The organism is Mesorhizobium sp. NBSH29 (genome assembly GCF_015500055.1).
Classification (GTDB): Bacteria; Pseudomonadota; Alphaproteobacteria; order Rhizobiales; family Rhizobiaceae; genus Neomesorhizobium.
Window position 1 is genome coordinate 3301409 of record NZ_CP045492.1, and the last position, 20020, is coordinate 3321428.

A 20020-nucleotide genomic window follows, 5' to 3' on the forward strand; every position below is an offset into this window, starting at 1 on the left:
CGCAGCTTTGTCGTCGATGCAAGCAGCGAGCATCAAATTTTTCTGATCCTGCGGCTTTTAGGGGCTGACCAAGCGGAACCTGCTACACGGTCACCTGAGTACCGACCTCGATGACGCGACCGGTCGGGATCTGGAAATATTCAGTCGCGTCGGCGGCGGTGCGCGCAAGCCCGATGAACATTCGGTCCTGCCACAACGGCATGCCGGAATTTGGCGACGCCTTCAACGAGCGCCGCGACAGGAAGAACGATGTCGTCATGATATCAAATTTCCAGCCCTGCTTGCGGCAGATGGCCATCGCCTTCGGAATATTCGGCTGTTCCATGTAGCCGAAATTCATCGTCACCCGCATGAACAGGTCGTTTATCGGGTCCATCTTCACCCGTTCTGATTCAGGCACTGTGGGCTCCTGTGCCGTCACCACTGACAGAATGACATTGTGCTCGTGCAGCACTTTGTAGTGCTTGAGACTGTGCATCAGAGCGGTCGGCGCGCTGTTGGGATCACTGGTCAGAAAAACGGCCGTACCCGGCACCAGCTGCGGAGGCTTCTTCTGCAATTGCTCGGTCAGAAAATCGAGCGGGATCTCGTTCTTGCGGGTCTTTTCAAACAACATCCTGCTGCCGCGCACCCAGGTCGCCATGATCAGCGCCATGATTGCCGCAACGCCGATTGACACCCAGCCCCCGTCGGCGATCTTGACCGCATTAGCGAGGAAGAAGCCGGTGTCGATGATGCCGAACAGAATAGCCAGCGCCAACGCAGCAGCAAGCGTCCACTTCCAGCGCCAGCGCATGACCACAAACAACAAGATAGTTGTCACCAGCATCTCACCTGTCACCGAAATGCCGTAAGCTGACGCAAGCGCCGAGGATTCTCCAAAACTGATAACCAGCACCATCACACCAATGGCAAGAAGCATGTTCACGCGCGGCATGTAGATCTGACCTGACTGCATTTCCGACGTGTGCTGGATCTCGAAGCGCGGCAAGATCGAAAGCTGTACCGCCTGCCGCGTCAGCGAATATGCACCCGAGATCACCGCTTGGCTGGCAATCACGGTTGCGGCAGTTGCCAGAATGACCATCGGCAAAAGCGACCATTCAGGCAGCATTTCAAAGAACGGGTTGCGAGGCGTGCCGCCCCGCGCCATGACGAAGGCCCCTTGGCCAAAATAGTTGAGCAAAAGGCTTGGAAATACGATCGCCAGCCATGCCGCCACGATCGGGCGACGGCCAAAGTGTCCGAGATCGACATAAAGCGCCTCTGCACCCGTCACCGCCAGAAATACCGCGCCGACCGTGATGAAAGCTACCTCATGCTGCGTGGTGAGATAAGCCACCGCGTAGTAGGGATTGACTGCCAGCAGCACACTCGGGTCATCGGAGATGTGGTACAGCCCGGCTCCACCGATCGCCAGAAACCATACCGCGGTGATCGGGCCGAAGACATTGGCGACCCGTCCGGTGCCAAACCGCTGCACCGAAAAGAGCACGGCCAGGATCACCAGCGTAATCGGCACGACATAAGGCGCAAACGCCGGCGTAACGACATTGAGTCCCTCCACTGCCGAAAGCACCGAGATGGCGGGCGTGATGATGGCGTCACCGAAAAACAGCGCCGCGCCGCAAATTCCAATGGCCAGGATGGCACCGGAGGCGCGCGGATAGGCGCTCCTTGCGAGCGCCATGAGGGACAGCGTGCCGCCCTCACCCCGATTGTCGGCGCGCAGAACGAAGATCACATATTTAACCGTGACGATGACCGTCAGCGCCCAGACTATCAGCGACAACACGCCGAGCACGTCCTCGCGCGTTGCAAGCCCTGCGCCCGATGAGGCGTGGAGTGCCTCGCGAAATGCGTAGATGGGACTGGTGCCGATATCGCCAAACACCACGCCCAGCGCACCGAGCATGAGTATGGGCATCTTCTGGCGGCGTGGCGCATCATGGTCGACCGGTTGCGCGCCTGGTTCGGCGCGCCCGCCCGCTTTGGCATATGCCATTGATAGCTACTCCATCCGGAACTGGCGGGCTGCGATAGTCCTGTTGCAGTGCAAAAGCAATGGTGTTGTTACTTAGGGGACCCGGAGCGGATCACCACCCGCTTGCTTTCAAAAATCTTCCGACGGCGCCCGCCATCCCATATTCCAGCGCGTCCGCTGTCAACCCGTGGCCGATCGAGACCTCGGCAAGTCGTGGCAGACGTCGCATGAGCGCCGGCAGGTTAGCAACAGTCAGATCATGGCCTGCGTTGACCTCGAGCCCGGCAGAAAATGCAGCCTCGGCGGTTTTCCCTAACCTTTCCAATTCGTTGGAACCGCTAGCTGAATCATCGTGACAGGAGCCGTAAGGTCCCGTGTACAGTTCGATCCGGTCAGCACCCGTCGCCGCCGCAGCTGCGACGCCAGCGGGATCAGCATCTGCAAATAGCGAAACGCGAAAGCCGTTTTTCTTCAAACGCTGCACGGTTCGCGCCAGAAAGTCGCGATGTGCGACAAAATCCCAGCCATGGTCTGAAGTTGCCTGCGATGGGTCATCAGGCACTAGCGTAACCTGTTCTGGCTCGATCTTTTCCACAAGTTCCAGAAATTCGGCGGTCGGATAGCCCTCGATGTTAAACTCCGCACCAGGAAACTCATCGTCGATCAGTGCACGCAACACCGGCAGGTCGCTCATCCGCGTATGGCGCTCATCAGGACGCGGATGGACAGTCAGCCCGTGCGCACCCGCGGTAAGCGCCACCCGCCCCAACCCCTCAACGCTTGGCCAAGGCAGGTCGCGCCGATTGCGGAGCATGGCGACTGCGTTGAGATTGACCGACAATCTTGCGGGCATGAAATGGGTCCTGAGGAAAAACTTTTAGCTGAGGCAGGTATAGTCGATTTACCTGGAACGGCCAGCCTTGTTTGTTGTTCCAGCGCGCCGCTGCTGCTCTAGATAGAACGTATATTAGCGTTCACATCTTTGACAGAAGCCGCGAATCCTTCGCATTGGGATAGGGCGCCGGTCACATGGCCGACACAGGAGGCATCCAAAAGGCCCTCATGAAGATTCGATTCCCCAAATGAACGCCTCACCATTTCTGCGCATTATCGATATGGTTTCGGAGGCCGGAGATCCGCAGCGCGTCAACGAAGACGCTGCAGGTGGCAACCGCTGCTCTGCCTTCGTCATCGATGGCGCGACCGGACTCGGCACCAAGCCCATTGTCGGCCTTGAGGGTTCCGATGCGGCATGGCTGGCACGCCTGGCCAAAACCTTTTTCGAGCAGAAAATCACTCCAGCTCGCGCCATGGCCGATTTGGTGCGCACGTTGAACAAGCAGGCTGCGACCGTAATACACGAGACGGGAGGTGGCTTGCCCATTGCCGCCTGGAACCTGCCCGTCGCCAGTTTTCAGCTGGTGAGGGTGGAGAGCGGAGGGCTCGTAACCTATGGCCTTGGAGATTGCCGGCTGTTTCTTGCGGATGTGCAAGGTCGTATGATCGAGACAACCGCGTTGAAGGGTAGCCAGGCCCGCGAAAGCGAGAATGCCCGCAAGGCAATCGCTCATGCAGGCGGGCTTGCCGCGATACAGTCGCTTGCCAACGACCCCACCGTGCGCGACGAGCTGCGCCGCCACAGAGGCTGCTACAACAGCGAGGGCGGAAGCGTCTGGACCCTTGGCACGGAGCCTGCAGCAGCAAAACATCTCGTCTGCGAACAACTGCCAGCAAAACTGCCTGCTATCGGATTGTTGTGCACCGACGGTTTTGCCGCGCTCTGCGACCTTTATAACCGATATGATCCCAAAGGACTGGTCGAAGCGGCCCATACATGCGGTCTGAAGGCGCTGATGGCGCAATTGCGCACGATTGAAAAGTCAGAAGACCCTGACGGCCAGCGCTATCCGCGTTTCAAGGTGTCGGACGACGCCACGGCGCTGTTGTTTGAGGTGATGCCGTGATCGGCAATGAAGTCAGCGCACGATGGTCAGTCGCTCCGCAGCCCGGGTAATCGCCGTATAGAGCCAGCGCTGGCGCGTATCTTTGAACGCCCAGCTTTCGTCGAAAAGGACGATATCGTTCCACTGCGAGCCCTGTGCCTTGTGTACGGTCAGCGCATAGCCATAGTCGAAATCGTCAAAGCGCTTCTTCTGCTGCCAGGGAATATCAGCGTCGGGCGCCTCGAATGCCGCCTTCATCAGCTTGATTTTTGCCACCCCGCGATCGGGATCGTCTTCTTCGGGCGAGACCAACAGGTTGATGCCAGGTTTGACCGTTTCGCGCGACGCTGTCATCACTTTCCACAGCGAGCCGTTGAGCAAGCCCTTGGAGGGATCATTGCGAAGGCACACGAGCTTGTCGCCGGCTTGTGGATAGTCCGCGGAAAACCCTTTCAGCTCCCGCAACCGCATATTGTAGCGCCGCCGCGTCCGATTGGTGCCGACCAGAACCTGGTCTGCCTTGAGCACAAGCTCCTGCGTGACGTCCTCCTTGCCGATCACCTGCGCGGTGCCGAAATCGCCACGCATAAACTCGCGCCCCTCCCGCACATCGAGCGCCAGCCGCAGAATTGGATTGTCACGCGCCTGGCGATGAATTTCGGTCAGCAAAAAATCGGGCTCGTGTTCGGTAAAAAACCCACCGCCCGAAATCGGCGGCAGCTGCGCCGGATCGCCAAGCACGAGAATGGGCGTACCAAACGTCAACAGGTCGCGGCCCAGTTGTTCGTCCACCATCGAGCATTCATCGATGATCACCAGTTTGGCGCGCGATATAGGGCTCTGCCGGTTGAGTGAGAATGTCGGCGACATCGATGTCTTACCGGTGATCTCGTCGGCGACACTTTCCTCGCCGCGCGGCCGGTAGATTAGCGAATGGATGGTACGCGCGTTGATAGCGCCTTTAGAGCGCAGAACCTGCGCAGCCTTGCCGGTGAAAGCGGCAAACTGGACCTGCCCGTCAACATGCTCGGCAAAATACTTGGCAAGCGTTGTCTTGCCGGTTCCCGCATAGCCGAACAGCCGAAAAACCTGCGGCGCGCCGGCCTTTAGCCAGCGGGCCACCGCCTGCAGCGCATTGTCCTGTTGTGGCGAAAGCTCCATTCCGAACCAGTGACAGGATTCGACGTGTCAGGGCAAGCTCGCATCAACCCAACTCACGCAGGCTGTGCATCACGAAACAGCCGGTGTGGCGTGCTTGTCGGCCCAATCAGCATAGACAGCGCGCCGGCGGCAATTGCAGTCATCCCGGCGATCTGGAAGGCCAGTTCGTAATTTCCCTGCATCTCTCGCATGACGCCGCCAAAGAACGCCGCCATCGCCGCGCCCAATTGGTGACCGGCAACGATCCAGCCGAACACCAGCGGTCCGCTGCGGTCGCCGAACGCCTCGTTGGAAAGCCTGAGCGTTGGCGGGATAGTTGCCAGCCAGTCAAGGCCGTAGAGCACCGCAAACAGAGTCAGGCTAAGTGCCGAAAACCCCGAAAGCGGCAAATAGATGAGCGCAACTCCGCGGATCGCGTAATAAACTCCCAACAGCTTGCGCGGATCGTAGCGGTCAGTCAGCCAGCCTGAAAGCGTCGTCCCGACGAGATCGAAAACACCCATCAAAGCCAAAAGTCCCGCCGCCTGAACTTCCGCTATGCCCATATCGCCGCAAAACGAAATCAGATGCGTTCCGACCAGCCCATTGGTTGTGAAGCCGCAGATGAAAAACGTCGCAAAGAGATACCAGAACACACGTGTGCGGGCGGCAGTCGCGAGCGTCGTCAGCGTCACTGTCAGAAAGTTGCCGGGCACTGCAGACGCCTGGGGTTCCGGTCCATCAGCGCCATAGCGATAAAGGCCAACCGACGAAGGCCGCTCCGGCACCAGCAACCAGACAAGCGGAAATAGTGCAGCACAAGCGATTGACACGGCAATGGCGACAGGCTTCCACCCGCCCTGCCCCGCCAGCCATGCAAGCAGCGGCAAAAACACCAGAAGACCCGTCGCGGCACTGGCCGAAATCAGCCCCATCATCAGCCCGCGGTTGGTTTTGAACCAGCGGTTGACCACAGTCGCGCCGAGCACCGTGGCGACGGCCCCCGAGCCTATACCTGACAAGACACCCCACGTGGCGATCAAGTGCCACGGCTTTGTCATCAACAAGCTAAGCGCAGTGGATGCGGACATGATGACCAGTGCGGCAAGCAGGGTGCGCCGGAGCCCGATGCGCTCCATCAATGCGGCAGCAAACGGCCCGACCAGCCCGTAGATGAAAATGCCGATGGCTGCCGCAAGCGAAATGGTGTCGCGCCGCCAGCCAAAGGCATCTTCCAAAGGCTGCATCATCACCGCCATCGAGGATCGTAGCCCGGCTGCAATCAGCAAGCAGATGAATATGATGCCAACCACCACGAAAGCGTAGCGCTGGCCACGCGGGCGAACAATTGCACTTGTCATGTAACCGACCGGTCCGTATCTTAATGAGATCGCGGCGAACCGGAATCCCGTTGAAAATCAGATCTGAATTTACGGCGATGCCGCAAGGTGCGATCTAGGTACGTACCGGTCAGTAACATTGTCAAGAGCCCCTGCCATGACATCAGCGAAATCCACTGGTCCAGAACAGGCGATGAAAGCCTCTCCGCGCGCCGCAGATCGCATCTTGAAGGTGGCCCGCGACCTTTTTTACCGGAAGGGCATCCGCGCCATTGGTGTTGATGAAATTGTCCGGCGGGCCGGCGTCACAAAACCCAGCCTCTACCGCACCTTTCCCTCCAAGGACGAACTGGCAGCCTCGTATCTGCGACAATACGAGGAAGAGTTCTGGGCCAACTTCAATGCTGCGGTCGAGGCGCATCCAGGTCACCCTCGCCGTCAAATCGCGGCTTTCTTGACCCGCGTCGGCATCCGTGCAGTGGCTCCGGATTATCGCGGCTGCGGTATGACCAACGCTGCTGTCGAATATGTCGAGCCTGACAATCCGGCACGCCTCGTGTCTGAAAATAATAAGATTGAACTCCGCCGCCGCCTGCGCGCCATGGCATCAGCCATGGGCGCTGGGGATTCCGACACGCTGGGAGACGGGTTGTTGCTTCTGATCGAAGGCGCTTACATCAGCGGTCAGCTTTTTCGTGCTGGGGGACCAGCGGGGTCTGTTGCAAAAAATGCCGATAGACTGATCGCCGCCAGCCTGGCTGGTTAATCACCCAAACCTGCCTGCATCAAGAACCCGGATCGTTCTCGAGCAGAATAGGCTTGCCGTGCGGGGTCGCTTGCGCGGCACGCTGCCAGGCGGCGGCAAGCAGGTTAATTTCAGGCGGCTGCACCACCCCCTTTTGCACCAGCAACGCCTCCAGCGCTCCGAGCCAGTGCTGGTAATAGTCGCTGCCATCGTCAAGCACATCTTTGGCGTGCAGTTTCGCCGAAAGCGTCTCAGCCCATTCGCCCCATGAGAAAACGCCCCGTTCGTACAAGGCAATCACCAGCGCAAATGCCTCGGCCTGCCAAGGCTCTTCAAAAGCGCGCCCACCGGGCAAGAGCTCTTCAGGCGCGCTCAAGGTAGGTCTCCCATGCATCAATGGAAACGCTCAACATCGGATCGGCGCCTTCACCCCATATCGTTTCCGCGTCAAACACGACCGTATAGACGTGTTGCGGCATTTCTCCGCGGCCATGTGCGTTGGTATCAGGAAGTACAAAACTCTGGCGCACGGCGTCCACCTTGCCGATCTTGCCGCGCGCATAGCGCGGCAGCCTCGTGTGACCTTCCGGGTTGAAGTTGAGCGTCCGAACCATGTCACCTGCGCTAAATTTCGGCGACGCGTCGATCAGCCTGTCGCAAGGCGCGCCGCGCGCCAGCATGGCTGCGACATTGGCAGCTTCAAGCACACGTTTGGGCGTAGCCGCGGGCGTCATTGCAGCCCCGGCATCAAAGTCATCAGTAGACACAAATCCATGCCGCAGCAAAAGAGCTTCCAGCGCCTTGATCCAGATCTCGTAGTAGCTCGAGCTATAATAGTCAGCCGGATGCAGGCATTCGCGTGCGTGGCGGCTTTCATCAATCGTCCACGCCCCCATTGCACCGGCTGCGATGGTCACACCGAGTGCCCGTTTTTCCCAATCGGCGTGAAAATAGGGCTCGTTGATTTCCGGAGCAACAGGTCCAAACCCCATCTGTCCACCAAGATCGTGCGGGCCGTTCACGCCGCCTCCGGGGCCAGCGCAAGCCCCGTTCCGATCATCGCATCACGGGTAACGAGGTCGGCGAGCCGCTCCTCATTCCAGCCATCAGTGCCGGGAGGTCGCCGCGGCACGACGAGGTAGCGCAACTCAGCAGTAGAATCCCAAACGCGGATCGCCATTTTTTTCGGCAGTACAACGCCAAAGTCGCCAAGCACGCCGCGCGGATCGATCACCGCCTTGGCCCGGTAGGGTGGCGATTTATACCAGACCGGAGGCAGCCCAAGCACCGACCAAGGATAGCATGAGCAAAGGGTGCAAACGACGATATTGTGCGTGTCCTTCGTATTGAACACCGCTTGCATATGCTCGCCCTGCCGGCCGCTGTATCCCAACGCGGCGATGGCGGCCGTCGCGTCGTTGCTCAGCCAGTCGGCAAAAGTGCTGTCCACCCAACTCCTCGCAACCACGCGTGCACCATTGCGCGGGCCGACCTTGGTCTCATAGGTATCGACTATCGCATCAATAGCAGCAGAATTGATCAGGCCTTTCTGGGTCAGTATCGTTTCCAGAGCCCTCACCCGTGCGGTCATCGGGTCGAGCTCGTTGTCGTGGTCGTGATGATCGTGCATCATAAGCGAAGATTAGAACCTGCCCAGGTTAGCGGCAAGCCGCAGTCGCCCTCGCCAGCTTAGGCCAGCATCGGCCAAAGCGTGGCAGCCAACAGAATTCCCATGGCGATGTTGAACCATTTCAGCCGCACAGGGTCGGCTAGGAAGCCGCGCAGCGCCATACCGAACCCGGCCCACACCGAGACGCTTGGGAAATTGACCAACGCAAAGGCGGATGAAATCAACATCACAGACAGGAAGGGCTGTTGAGCATTCGTGTAGATAGCTATCGCGCTGACAGCCATGACCCAGGCTTTCGGATTGATCCACTGAAAGGCCGCAGCCTGAACAAATGTCATAGGGTGCGCACCAACATCGCCCGCGCGCCCGAGCGTACGCGACGTGGCTATCTTCCAGGCCAGATAGAGAAGATAAGCTCCTCCGCCAATTTTCAGGGCGAGATGCAACTGTGGGAAAGCCAGCAAGAGCGTGCCGAGCCCGAGGCCAACCCCCAGCAGGAGGCTGAAAAAACCGCTGGCAATGCCCAGCATATGAGGAATGGTGCGCACAAACCCGAAGTTCACACCTGACGCGAGCAACATGAAATTGTTGGGCCCCGGCGTAATCGACGAAACGAACGCGTAAACTAGCAAAGCAAGGAACGTGTCAGCGCTCATGGAGCCTCTCGTGCAAGCCGGTTTGAGACCACAAAAGGCAGATTAACGCGGCGCTCGATAGGTCAATAAACCTGCCCTATCGAAAAGTCCTAACCGAACTTGTCGCGGTGACAAATCTGCCACCGCGAGCCGCCATTACATCCCCTGCGGACCGCGGTTCAGTGCGGCCACCCCAGTGCGGCATACTTCCACAAGCCCCAGTGGCTTCATGATCGCGATGAACTGCTCGATCTTTGACACCTTGCCTGTAATTTCAAAGATGAAATGCTCGGTATTGGCGTCTATCACGCTCGCGCGGAACGCGTCTGCCAGCCGCAGCGCCTCGACGCGGGTCTCGCCGGTACCCGCTACCTTGACCAAAGCCAGCTCGCGCGCCAGCGGACGCTCCTGTCCGAGTTCGGCTGCCCGAACAGAGAGGTCGACCACACGGTGAACGGGCACGATGCGCTCCAGTTGATGCTTGATCTGCTCCAGCACATGCGGCGTGCCGCGCGTCACGATGGTGATGCGTGAGAGGTGTTTTTCGTGTTCGGTTTCCGAAACCGTGAGGCTCTCAATATTGTAGCCGCGTCCCGAAAACAGCCCGATCACCCGCGCCAGAACCCCCGGTTCGTTGTCGACCAGAACCGACAGGGTGTGATTTTCCGGCAGAGCCGTTTCCTTGGCGATGAAATATGCCGAACCGGTCGGCTGAAGATGTGCGCTCATGTTGCTACCGATCTTTTGAGGTAATTGTTCCTAAACCAGTTCCCGGCCCTTGGCGTCGATGGCGTTGGCGACAGCTTCATCGGTGGCCTCATCCGGCAACAGCATCTCGTTATGCGCCTTGCCCGAAGGGATCATCGGGAAGCAATTGGCAAGATTGGCGACGCGGCAATCGAAGAGCACCGGCTTCTTCACCGCGATCATTTCGGCGATTGCATCGTCAAGATCGCCGGGCTTCTCGCAGCGGATGCCATGGCCGCCATAGGCCTCGGCCAGCTTGACGAAATCGGGCATCGCCTCGGTGTAGGAGTGCGACAGCCGGTTGCCATGCAGCAATTGCTGCCACTGGCGCACCATGCCCATATACTGGTTGTTGAGGATGAAAATCTTGATCGGCGCATTGTATTGCACCGCTGTCGACATCTCCTGCATGGTCATCTGCACGGACGCATCGCCGGCAATGTCGATTACTAGCGCGTTCGGATGCGCAATCTGCACTCCCAGAGCCGCAGGCAGACCATAGCCCATGGTGCCGAGCCCACCAGACGTCATCCAGCGGTTGGGTGCCTCAAAACCAAAGTGCTGGGCCGCCCACATCTGGTGCTGACCGACTTCGGTGGTGATATAGGTATCGTGAGCCTTAGACGCCTCATAGAGCCGCTGAATGGCAAATTGCGGCATGATGACATCGGCGTTGCTCTTGTAAGCAAGCGAATCCCGCGCGCGCCACTTTTCAATCTGCTCCCACCATGGATGCAGCGCCTTCTTGTCGGTTTTGGCCGTCGCGCGCCATAACCTGACCATATCTTCCAGAACGCGCCCGCAATCACCGATGATTGGCACTTCGGTATGAACATTCTTGTTGATCGAAGAGGCGTCGATATCGATATGGATCTTTTTAGAGTTCGGCGAGAATGCGTTAAGGCGGCCCGTGATGCGGTCGTCAAAGCGGGCACCGACGCACAGCATGACGTCGCAATCATGCATCGCCATATTGGCCTCATAGGTACCGTGCATGCCCAGCATCCCCATCCAGTTCTTTCCACTGGCGGGATAGGCCCCGAGTCCCATCAAAGTGGAGGTGATCGGAAAGCCGGTGAGTTCAACCAATTCGCGCAGCAAATGGCTGGCTTCCGGTCCCGCATTTATGACGCCGCCGCCTGAATAAATAATCGGTTGCTTGGCACTCGCCATCAAAGAAACTGCTGCCTTGATCTTTTCCAGGTCGCCCTGAACTTTCGGCTGGTAGCTTGCGCGACCTTGAGATGGCGGCGGCGTGTAAATGCCCTTGGCAAACTGTACGTCTTTCGGAATGTCGACGACGACCGGCCCTGGTCTGCCGGTCGTGGCGACATGAAACGCCTCATGGATGATCGCCGCCAGTTCGTTGACATCCTTCACCAGCCAGTTGTGCTTGGTGCAGGGTCGCGTGATGCCAACCGTATCGCATTCCTGAAAGGCATCGGAGCCGATCAGTGGCGTCGGCACCTGACCAGTGAGGCAGACCAGCGGAATCGAATCCATCAGGGCGTCCTGGAGTGGGGTCACGGCATTGGTGGCGCCGGGGCCGGATGTGACCAGCATAACGCCTGGCTTGCCGGTTGAACGCGCATAACCCTCTGCAGCGTGGCCGGCCCCCTGCTCGTGCCGCACCAGAATGTGTTGGACCGCGTCCTGCTGGAAAATCTCGTCATAGATCGGCAGCACCGCACCGCCAGGATAGCCGAAGAGGTGTAGTACACCATTGTCTTTAAGCGCCTGCACCACCATCTCCGCGCCGCTCATCTCGCGCGGCCCGGTATTATCCTGTCGGTTGCTCATCGGTCTGTTCCGTTGTTGTCGCCGTCCGGCGGTTCTTGTCGTCAAATTCGAGTTGCAGGCAATAAAAAAGGCCCCCGAGGGAGCCTGTGTCTTGCGCATGGGAGCTTCCGCCCGGCGGTTACACCGCCTTGCCCACACGCCTTCCTACCACGAGAATGAGTTTTTGCGTCATGCCGGCGACATTAGTGCGGACATTTCCGGTCGTCAACTGGCTTTGGCGCACAAGTTTATATGCTTGTAAGGCGCTTCCAATAAATGAGCGTCCCGCTGAGCCCACCATGCGGTTTCAGGGCAAAATCAGGGATCTCTCCTGCAAGCGTGAAGCCTAGTTTTTCATACAGGCCGGCCGCCCCTTCATCCGCTGCAGTATCAAGCACCAGAAGCATTCGCGCCCGACCGCGCGCAATCCTTTCCGCTTCAACCATCAGGCGTTTGGCAATGCCCCTGCCCCGATATTCGGCAAGTGTCATCATCTTGGCAATCTCGGCCCGGTGCGGCTGGTTAGGTGCCATATCGAGCAGCAGCGTCACGGTGGACACCAGCACCGGGCCGTCAAAGGCGCCGAGCACCACGCTCTCATCGCGTGCGGCAGCCTGCAGCCATTTTTCCCAGAATTCTGCCGCGTCTTTATTGGCTAACGGGTGCATGAAGCTAACCGAACCACCCAGCGCCACCACATCAACCAGCATGCGCGTCAGCATATCCAGATTTTCTGCCGAGATCTGAACCGGCCTGATTTCAATAGTGCTCATCGAAGACCCTTTACCAACGCCACAAGATAGACCGCGGGGTCCGGACCCGGCGCGTGAAACACAGTGTCGGATGGAGAACCAAGTGCCAGGCAGTCACCCTCATGCATGTGATGGACATTCGTGCCCTCAGTGAAGTCGAGTAATCCTGACATCAGCCATATTTGCTGGCGGATAAAGAGATAGGAGGAAGCTGGCAGGCTTACGGATTTGCCCGCCGGCAACTCCACCTGCACCAGTTCCAGCGGCATGTCGGTTGGCGGCGAGACATGTCGCCGGATATAACCGGTTTTCGGATCGTACCAACGCGGCTGGGCGTCTGCGCCGACCAACTCCCCGCCGTTGCCTTCGGCCTGCGCAATCAGGGAGGACAGCGTCATCTCGAAGGCAGTCGCGATCTTGACCAGAAGCACTGCCGTCGGGCTTGTCTCACCGCGCTCAATAGCGCTCAGCATGGCACGCGACACGCCGGATCGATCTGCCAGTTCCGCCAGAGCCCAACCACGCAGGCTCCGCAATTGCCGCACTCGTTCCGCGATTCCAGTGGCCACTTCTTCTATGTTGGACATTTCGCTAAAATATCAGATCTTTGCGTTTTGCCAAGATCAGATTGGCGAGCCGTTAACTTCCGCTCAACCATGCTGCAATACGCCGCCTTAATATGCGCCGCATAGGATCACCTCGGGGAACTGGGGAAGTAAGAATGTATGTCGAGCGTGAAGCCGGCCGCGGAGAAGAGACTTTGCAGGAGCGTCGCGATGCCGCGCAGAACGACAGCCGTATTCTCGGCCACGTGGTTCAATGCGACGGCGCGAGAGCCCGCATAGCTGCATTTGCCGACACCGCAGATGGGATCGTCACCGGCATGTGGACTGTCGGTAAGCTGGTTTCCATCAGCTTGCCGGAAGCCCGCACCGTCGGTCTGGTCTATGAAGTCAGTAAGCCCGACTCCATCTGGTGCGAAGATGGCCGAAACCCGATTGAGGTGAGCGTCGAGCTGGTCGGCGAAGTACGCGATGACCGAATTACCGGCAAGCCCGTATTTGACCGAGGTATCACGACTTACCCCTACGTTGGCGCTGTTTCTCATCGCATTCGCTCCCGCGACCTTGCCGCCGTCTACGATCTGGCAGGCCGGCCCGCGGTTACCATCGGGCAGCTGTCGCAGGATGAAACTATCCACGCGAATATCGCCATTGAAGACACTCTGACCCGCCATTTCGCTGTGGTCGGGACAACTGGCGTAGGCAAGTCGACCGCCGTCTCGCTGCTGCTGCGCAAGGCGATCGAATCGCAACCGGATCTGCGGGTACTGATACTTGACCCGCACAATGAGTTCTCCACCGCCTTTCCGGACCATTGTGTGCGAATCGACACAGCCTCGCTCGACCTTCCGTTCTGGATGTTCCGGCTGGAGGAATTTGCAGAAGTCCTGTTTCGGGGCCGTGAAACGGTGGCTGAGGAAGTCGACATGCTGCGCGACCTCATTCCGCTGGCCAAAAACCTTTACCGGAACCCGAACGCCAATCAGCAACTGCGTCGTGGTGGCGATTCCGTTACGGCAGACACGCCTGTCCCCTACCGGATGGCCGATCTTATCAAGCAGATCGACGAACGGATGGGCCTGCTTGACTCAAAGGGTGACCGCCCAACCTGCCGGTCACTCAAGACACGCCTCGAAGCCGTGCTTGCTGATCCTCGCTACCGCTTCATGTTCAACTCGCGGCTGATCGAGGACACCATCCACGAGACGGTTGGCAAAATTTTCCGTGTGCCACATCATGGCCGCCCGATCACCTGTTTTGAAATGGCAGGGCTGCCATCCGAGGTGGTGAACGCGGTCTGCTCGGTTCTTGCGCGGCTGGCTTTCGATCTTGCACTGTGGAGCAACGGCAAACTCAAGCTCCTCGTTCTTTGTGAGGAAGCCCATCGCTACATGCCCGCAGATTCGCGCCTTGGTTTTGCGCCAACGCGCCACGCGCTTTCGCGCATCGCCAAAGAAGGACGCAAATATGGCTGCTATCTTGGCGTTGTTACCCAGCGACCTGGCGAACTTGATCCGACAATCCTGTCGCAATGTTCGACTATCTTTTCCATGCGCCTGTCTAACCATCAGGACCAGGCGATCATTCGCTCGGCCATCGCCGATTCGTCGGCGTCTACGCTGTCGTTCCTGTCGTCTATGGGCCAACGCGAGGCAATCGCGTTTGGCGAAGGCGTTGCAACAACCATGCGGCTGAAATTCGAGAGGCTGCCGCAGTCACAAATTCCCGGTGTCCAGAAAGTCGACTCCGGTAGCAGTATCGGTGATGGCGACGACATTGATCTGGCGGGTATTGTCGAGCGGTTGCGCAACGTGCCCCGACCGCAACCGCAGACGGTGGGCATCGGCGAATTGGTAAGCCCGGTCTCACAAGCTGGCGAGGCAACCTATCGCAAGCCGGGGTTTGGCGAAATGATGTCAGGGCGCCGCAACGATCGATGAAATTCGATCCGTGATCTCGATTTCCACCCGGTGAACGCGCCCCAATGGTGCGCGTCATCGCCTTGGAGCAAGCGCAGCAATCAACACGCGTCGGCTTGGTTGATCAACTCGGATTAATGTTTTCTAAGTAATAAAAGGTCAGGCGCAGACGCGGTTACGACCGAGGCGTTTTGCCTGATACAGACGCCTGTCGGCACGCCGGTAAAATTCATCGGCATCCTCCCGCTGGTCCCATACGGCAAGACCAACGCTTGTGGTGATCTTCAAACGTACATTGCCCGTAAGAACGGCCATGCTAGCAATCGCCTTGCGAATTCGCTCGGCAAGCTTCATCAACATGTCCTCGTCCATATTGGGCGCCACCACGGCGAATTCCTCGCCGCCAAGACGCGCTACAACGTCATGATAGCGCGTCATGTCTCGTAGGCAGCTTGCCACGGCTCTCAGCACCTCATCACCGACATCATGTCCATGCGTATCGTTGACCTGCTTAAAGTGGTCGAGGTCGAGAATCATCAGGCCGATCGGCTTGTCGATGCGGCGAAACTCCTCGATGTATTCCCGCAATGCATCGTCGAAATACCGCCGGTTCTGCATGCCCGTCAGAGCGTCAGTCAGCGCGGCCTGCTCAAATGTCTCTGACCGGGCACTGAGCGATTCGGTCATTGCCCGCAGCTTGCCTTCTTCCTTCACCTGCGTCCTCAGCAGTGGATAGATGAAAAATACTCCGAAAAACAATGCGGTAGCAATCAGAACTCCACATGCAAATAGTAGCCGGGAAAGATAGGTCGCCTTTTCGATGACGTTGATTTGCGCAGCGAAGCTTCGCAATTCGTGCAGCACCCCATAGGAATGCATAATCAATGCCCCCGCCGCGAAAATCACGGAGATAAACACGAAAAACGCTGATTCCGATTTATGGAAACGCATAAGGACCCGCCGTACAATGTGACTTGTTTATGCCACGCTCACACCTTACGCGAAGTTAATTGCAGCAACCTGCGCACGAGCTTGGTGTCTAAAATCTTGCAATTTCAACTGAAAAAATTCGCTGCCAATTTTGGTGCGTTTATAGGCCCGTTTGACGCGATCCTAGTCCAATCCGGCCCCAATTGGTTCCGAAACCATGTCGACTGGCGCTTGGCATATTGTCTGGTCGAAATTTTCCCACGCTCGATTGCCTCATCGAAGGGCATAGCCCCCGCAATTGCAGATTGCAGCTCACGCACACCAATAGCCTTCATCGCAGGCAATGCCGGATCAAGATTTAGTGCCGTCAGAGCTTCCACTTCCGCCAACCCGCCAGCATCCAGCATCCGATCAAAACGCGCGTTAATCCTCTCAGTCAACACCGCCCTATCCGGTTCAAGGACAAGACATCGAGCTGTTGTGTGATCAACCAGAGGGAGCCCCTTTTCGGCCTGCCAGTCCAAGATGGAACGGCCTGAGGCCTGCAGCACTTCGAGCGCACGCAAAACGCGCTGGCTGTCACCCGCGCTCAGCGTCATCGCAGCCCTTGAGTCCTCGCTCATCAGAATCTGGTAGAGCTTTCCAGGCCCCTCTTCGGTCAGTCGGTAGCGCCATCGATCGCGGATTGTATTAGGGATTTCGGGCATCTCCGAAAGGCCGCCTGCAAGCGCTCGGAAATAAAGCCCAGTGCCGCCCACGAAGATCGGGCGGTTCGCGTCAAAGACGCCTTCGCCACGCAACCGCCTGACATCGGCTACCCAGCGTCCGGTGGAATAGAGTTCACCCGGATCAATATGACCATAAAGATGATGCGGCGCGGCCAGCAATTCAGCCGGCCCCGGCCTCGCCGACAATACATTGAGAATGCCGTAAACCTGCATAGAATCGGTGTTGATAATGGTACCGCCCGTCAACCGGGCGATAGCCAATGCCAGCGCTGACTTGCCGCTGGCAGTTGGTCCGGCTATCAGGATCGCGTCTTTCACCAGCCCTTCGGGCTCGCCTTCCGCGGATTTTGCCATGTCGCTCATCGCAACGCTTATATCCCATCCGGCTGACCGTATGGTCTTGCCTGACCTTGCGCATAAAGCGGCCATCGCCACAGGCGCAAGCGCAATCGACTGGCTGGCAGAAAATGTTGCGTGTGACCTTCAGCTTCCCGCCAATGCCGAACCACACGCGACCGAGACCGCTTTGCGGGCCGCAATCGGCGACCTGCCCGTCGACATCGTGGTGCAGCAAGCAGCGACTCGTCGGAAAAAAATCCTCATCGCCGATATGGATTCCACCATGATCGAGCAGGAGTGTATCGACGAACTGGCCGACGAGGTCGGCATCAAGGGTGAGGTCGCAGAAATCACCCGGCGGTCAATGAATGGTGAGATCGAATTCGAGCCGGCACTGCGGCAGCGCGTTGCGTTGCTCAAGGGGTTGGATGCGACGGTGGTGAGCCGCATCCTAGCCACCCGGATAAAGTTGCGCTCAGGTGGCCGCGAACTCGTCGGAACCATGCGCAAACATGGCGCATGGACAGCACTGGTTTCCGGTGGCTTCGATGTGTTCGCCGCACCGATTGCTGCAATGCTTGGGTTCGACGAGAACCGCGCCAATCATTTGGTGGAGGCCAACGGAAGGTTCGAGGGAAGCGTCACCGAACCGATCCTCGATCGCGTTGCAAAGGCCACTGCTCTTCATGCCATTGCCGCCGATCACGGATTAAACGTCGGTGACGCTATAGCCGTCGGTGACGGGGCTAATGATCTCGACATGATTCATTTGGCCGGGATGGGCGTGGCACTGCACGCCAAGCCTTTCGTCGCCTGTGAAGCAAGGGCACGCATTGATCACGGCGACCTGACAGCACTGCTCTATCTGCAGGGCTATCGCCACTCAGAGTTCATCGCCTAACCAACCGGCGTCTTCGTACCGAAAAAATTATCGTTGTAATCCAATAACCTGCATATCTTTGCGGACTCAGTCCATGCGTAGCGTTAGAAATCGCAACTCACCTGTTTTCGACGCCAGCATCAACAGCGCATTCTTGCGCCCCTGCTCCTTTGCCTTGCCAATTTGGTCCATCACATCCTTCGGCGAGGCAACCGATTCTTGGGCAATTTCTGTAATGACCTCACCGGCTTGAATGCCGCGCTCGGCGGCTGGCGAATCCTTGGCAACTTCCGTCACGACCACACCCGACACATCATCGGAGATGCCGAACTGCTTGCGTGCAGCATCATCAAGTTCGGCAATCGTCATGCCCAGCACGTTCGCTGTCGAAACTGCGCCCTGCTCATCCGGCGCTGTGCCGTCATCAAGCTTGGCGCCTTCGCTATCGGCCATCGTCTTTTCGCCGTCCTCGAGCCGGCCTAGTGTGACCTTGACCGTCTTTTCCTCGCCTTTGCGCACGATCATTACATCAACAGCCTTTCCGACCGGGCTCTCCGCAACAACGCGCGGTAAATCACGCACATCCTTTACATCTTTTCCATCGAATTTGATGATAACGTCGCCCGCCTGAACCGATCCGTTGTCAACCGGCCCGCCCTTGATGACGCCGGCCACCAGCGCACCTTTGGCGGTGGCCATGCCGAGGCTTTCGGCAATTTCATCTGTCACCGGCTGAATGCGCACGCCCAGCCATCCCCGCCGCGTCTCGCCAAATTCGGAGAGTTGGTCGACCACGCCAGCCGCAAGTTGTGAGGGAATAGAGAAGCCTATTCCAATCGAGCCGCCGGATGGCGAGATAATCGCGGTGTTTATGCCGACGACCTCGCCATGCATGTTGAACAATGGTCCGCCGGAATTGCCACGGTTGATCGCTGCATCAGTCTGAATGAAATCATCGTAAGGACCGGAATTGATGTCGCGGTTGCGGGCCGAAATGATACCAACGGTAACGGTGCCACCGAGCCCGAATGGGTTGCCGATTGCCATCACCCAATCGCCGATACGCATGGCATTGGAATCACCGAATTTCACCGCCTTGAGCTTGCGCTTCGTCGGATCGACTTTCAAAACGGCGATATCAGTCTTTGTGTCCTTGCCGACGAGTTCGGCCTTCAGCTTGCCGCCATCGGCAAAATTAATTTCGATTTCGTCGGCATCGGCAATCACGTGATTGTTGGTGATCACGATGCCCTTTTCAGCGTCGACGACAAACCCCGATCCCAGCGACTGGACCTTTTGCGAACCGCCGTTACCCCCGCCTTCGCCTTGACCACCCTTGTCCTTGAAGAAATCATCAAAGAAGTCCTGGAACGGCGAGCCTTCAGGCAGTTGCGGCATCGGCACTGCGCCAGGCCCCTCGCCACCCTTTATGGTCTGCGACGTGGAAATGTTCACCACCGAATCCAGTAGGCCAGCTGCCAAATCGGCAACCGATGCAGGTCCCGCCGATGGCAGGGTGACAGCTGGAGGCTTTGCCGGCGCGGCGGTCTGCGCCAATGACGGCTGCGGTGACATGCTAACGGCAAGGCCTGCAAGCACAAGTGAGCAGGTCGTCGAGCGAAGCAGCTCGACCATGCCAGAACGGATAAAAAGCAGGTTCATGGGAAGAAGCCTCCGGCAATGGTCAGCGTTGCGCACGCGCCGCCTGAGCGACATGTGCCATGTTGGCAACAAATAGGGCCTGTTTGCGGCGCTGGCTATGCGCTGCAAACAAAAAACACTATCTACGCACCAGCCACACCACGCCCACCCCAAGCACGATTGCAACCAGACCGCCAACACGCAACGCCTGCTCGGGCGTTGTGGTCACGTCGGCGGCCAGGCGCTTGGCAACTCCGGGAAAGCCGCAATAGATCAGGCCCTCGAAAACGAGGACCAGACCTGCTGCAACCAGAAAGTCACTCAC

20 protein-coding genes are annotated in these 20020 nt (G+C 58.3%); 4 read left to right on the forward strand and 16 right to left on the reverse strand.

The features are described from left to right. Positions 1–82: 82 nt before the first annotated feature. Positions 83–2005 carry a potassium transporter Kup gene (locus GA830_RS16310; RefSeq protein WP_195162831.1) on the reverse strand — a complete coding sequence of 641 codons (1923 nt, stop codon included), beginning with the start codon at positions 2003–2005 and terminating at the stop codon, positions 83–85. Between the two features lie 91 nt (positions 2006–2096). Beyond that, complete coding sequence (locus GA830_RS16315) at positions 2097–2837, reverse strand: pyridoxine 5'-phosphate synthase (RefSeq protein ID WP_195162832.1); 741 nt, start codon at positions 2835–2837, stop codon at positions 2097–2099. A 229-nt stretch (positions 2838–3066) separates the two neighbouring features. Between GA830_RS16315 and GA830_RS16320 the strand changes: the two genes are divergently transcribed. Then, positions 3067–3948, forward strand: coding sequence for a hypothetical protein (locus GA830_RS16320; RefSeq protein WP_195162833.1), 882 nt, complete (start codon positions 3067–3069; stop codon positions 3946–3948). Between the two features lie 12 nt (positions 3949–3960). On the opposite strand, the gene GA830_RS16325 is transcribed toward GA830_RS16320, so the two are convergent. Together GA830_RS16325 and GA830_RS16330 are read right to left on the reverse strand one after the other, a co-directional pair. Next, positions 3961–5088 (reverse strand): ATP-dependent DNA helicase, encoded by a 1128-nt coding sequence (locus GA830_RS16325; protein WP_195162834.1) that lies wholly within the window; start codon positions 5086–5088, stop codon positions 3961–3963. 53 nt (positions 5089–5141) lie between these two features. Next, positions 5142–6428, reverse strand: a complete 1287-nt coding sequence (locus tag GA830_RS16330) for an MFS transporter (RefSeq protein WP_195162835.1) — start codon at positions 6426–6428, stop codon at positions 5142–5144. Between the two features lie 136 nt (positions 6429–6564). On the opposite strand from GA830_RS16330, the gene GA830_RS16335 reads away from it, so the two are divergent. Next, on the forward strand, positions 6565–7173 hold the full coding sequence (locus GA830_RS16335) for a TetR/AcrR family transcriptional regulator (RefSeq protein WP_195162836.1): 609 nt from the start codon (positions 6565–6567) through the stop codon (positions 7171–7173). Positions 7174–7192: 19 nt separating this feature from the next. On the opposite strand, the gene GA830_RS16340 is transcribed toward GA830_RS16335, so the two are convergent. The 8 genes from GA830_RS16340 to GA830_RS16375 all read right to left on the reverse strand — a co-directional run bounded on the left by GA830_RS16340 (position 7193) and on the right by GA830_RS16375 (position 13282). Next, positions 7193–7546 carry a nitrile hydratase accessory protein gene (locus GA830_RS16340; RefSeq protein WP_195162837.1) on the reverse strand — a complete coding sequence of 118 codons (354 nt, stop codon included), beginning with the start codon at positions 7544–7546 and terminating at the stop codon, positions 7193–7195. Then, entirely contained in the window at positions 7515–8174 is a 660-nt protein-coding gene (nthB, locus tag GA830_RS16345; RefSeq protein WP_195162838.1) for a nitrile hydratase subunit beta, read from the reverse strand. Before nthB ends, GA830_RS16340 begins: the two co-directional genes overlap by 32 nt. Further along, the gene (gene nthA / locus GA830_RS16350; protein ID WP_195162839.1) at positions 8171–8785 is read right to left on the reverse strand and encodes a nitrile hydratase subunit alpha; all 615 of its coding nucleotides are present in this window, start codon (positions 8783–8785) and stop codon (positions 8171–8173) included. The genes nthB and nthA overlap by 4 nt, the downstream gene beginning before the upstream one ends. Positions 8786–8841: 56 nt before the next feature. Further along, positions 8842–9438, reverse strand: coding sequence for a LysE family translocator (locus GA830_RS16355; RefSeq protein ID WP_195162840.1), 597 nt, complete (start codon positions 9436–9438; stop codon positions 8842–8844). Positions 9439–9573: 135 nt separating this feature from the next. After that, a complete protein-coding gene (ilvN, locus tag GA830_RS16360) occupies positions 9574–10146 on the reverse strand; it encodes an acetolactate synthase small subunit (RefSeq protein WP_195162841.1) in 573 nt (190 codons plus the stop codon). A gap of 30 nt (positions 10147–10176) precedes the next feature. Next, positions 10177–11964 (reverse strand): acetolactate synthase 3 large subunit, encoded by a 1788-nt coding sequence (locus GA830_RS16365; RefSeq protein WP_195162842.1) that lies wholly within the window; start codon positions 11962–11964, stop codon positions 10177–10179. A 227-nt stretch (positions 11965–12191) separates the two neighbouring features. After that, a complete protein-coding gene (locus tag GA830_RS16370) occupies positions 12192–12716 on the reverse strand; it encodes a GNAT family N-acetyltransferase (RefSeq protein WP_195162843.1) in 525 nt (174 codons plus the stop codon). After that, a complete protein-coding gene (locus tag GA830_RS16375; protein ID WP_195162844.1) occupies positions 12713–13282 on the reverse strand; it encodes an XRE family transcriptional regulator in 570 nt (189 codons plus the stop codon). Before GA830_RS16375 ends, GA830_RS16370 begins: the two co-directional genes overlap by 4 nt. Positions 13283–13416: 134 nt before the next feature. On the opposite strand from GA830_RS16375, the gene GA830_RS16380 reads away from it, so the two are divergent. Next, positions 13417–15198 (forward strand): ATP-binding protein, encoded by a 1782-nt coding sequence (locus GA830_RS16380; protein WP_195162845.1) that lies wholly within the window; start codon positions 13417–13419, stop codon positions 15196–15198. A 138-nt stretch (positions 15199–15336) separates the two neighbouring features. Here GA830_RS16380 and GA830_RS16385 read toward each other — a convergent pair whose 3' ends face one another. Both GA830_RS16385 and miaA read right to left on the reverse strand, forming a co-directional pair. Beyond that, positions 15337–16128: a GGDEF domain-containing protein gene (locus tag GA830_RS16385; RefSeq protein ID WP_195162846.1), complete on the reverse strand. Its 792-nt coding sequence runs from the start codon at positions 16126–16128 to the stop codon at positions 15337–15339. Between the two features lie 104 nt (positions 16129–16232). After that, positions 16233–17198 (reverse strand): tRNA (adenosine(37)-N6)-dimethylallyltransferase MiaA, encoded by a 966-nt coding sequence (gene miaA, locus GA830_RS16390; protein ID WP_374939281.1) that lies wholly within the window; start codon positions 17196–17198, stop codon positions 16233–16235. On the opposite strand from miaA, the gene serB reads away from it, so the two are divergent. Further along, a complete protein-coding gene (gene serB / locus GA830_RS16395) occupies positions 17188–18075 on the forward strand; it encodes a phosphoserine phosphatase SerB (RefSeq protein ID WP_195162847.1) in 888 nt (295 codons plus the stop codon). The two genes, miaA and serB, sit on opposite strands and share 11 nt — an antisense overlap. Positions 18076–18141: 66 nt before the next feature. Here serB and GA830_RS16400 read toward each other — a convergent pair whose 3' ends face one another. Both GA830_RS16400 and GA830_RS16405 read right to left on the reverse strand, forming a co-directional pair. Further along, entirely contained in the window at positions 18142–19629 is a 1488-nt protein-coding gene (locus GA830_RS16400) for a DegQ family serine endoprotease (protein ID WP_195165008.1), read from the reverse strand. 205 nt (positions 19630–19834) lie between these two features. Then, positions 19835–20020, reverse strand: a complete 186-nt coding sequence (locus GA830_RS16405; protein ID WP_195162848.1) for a DUF2065 domain-containing protein — start codon at positions 20018–20020, stop codon at positions 19835–19837.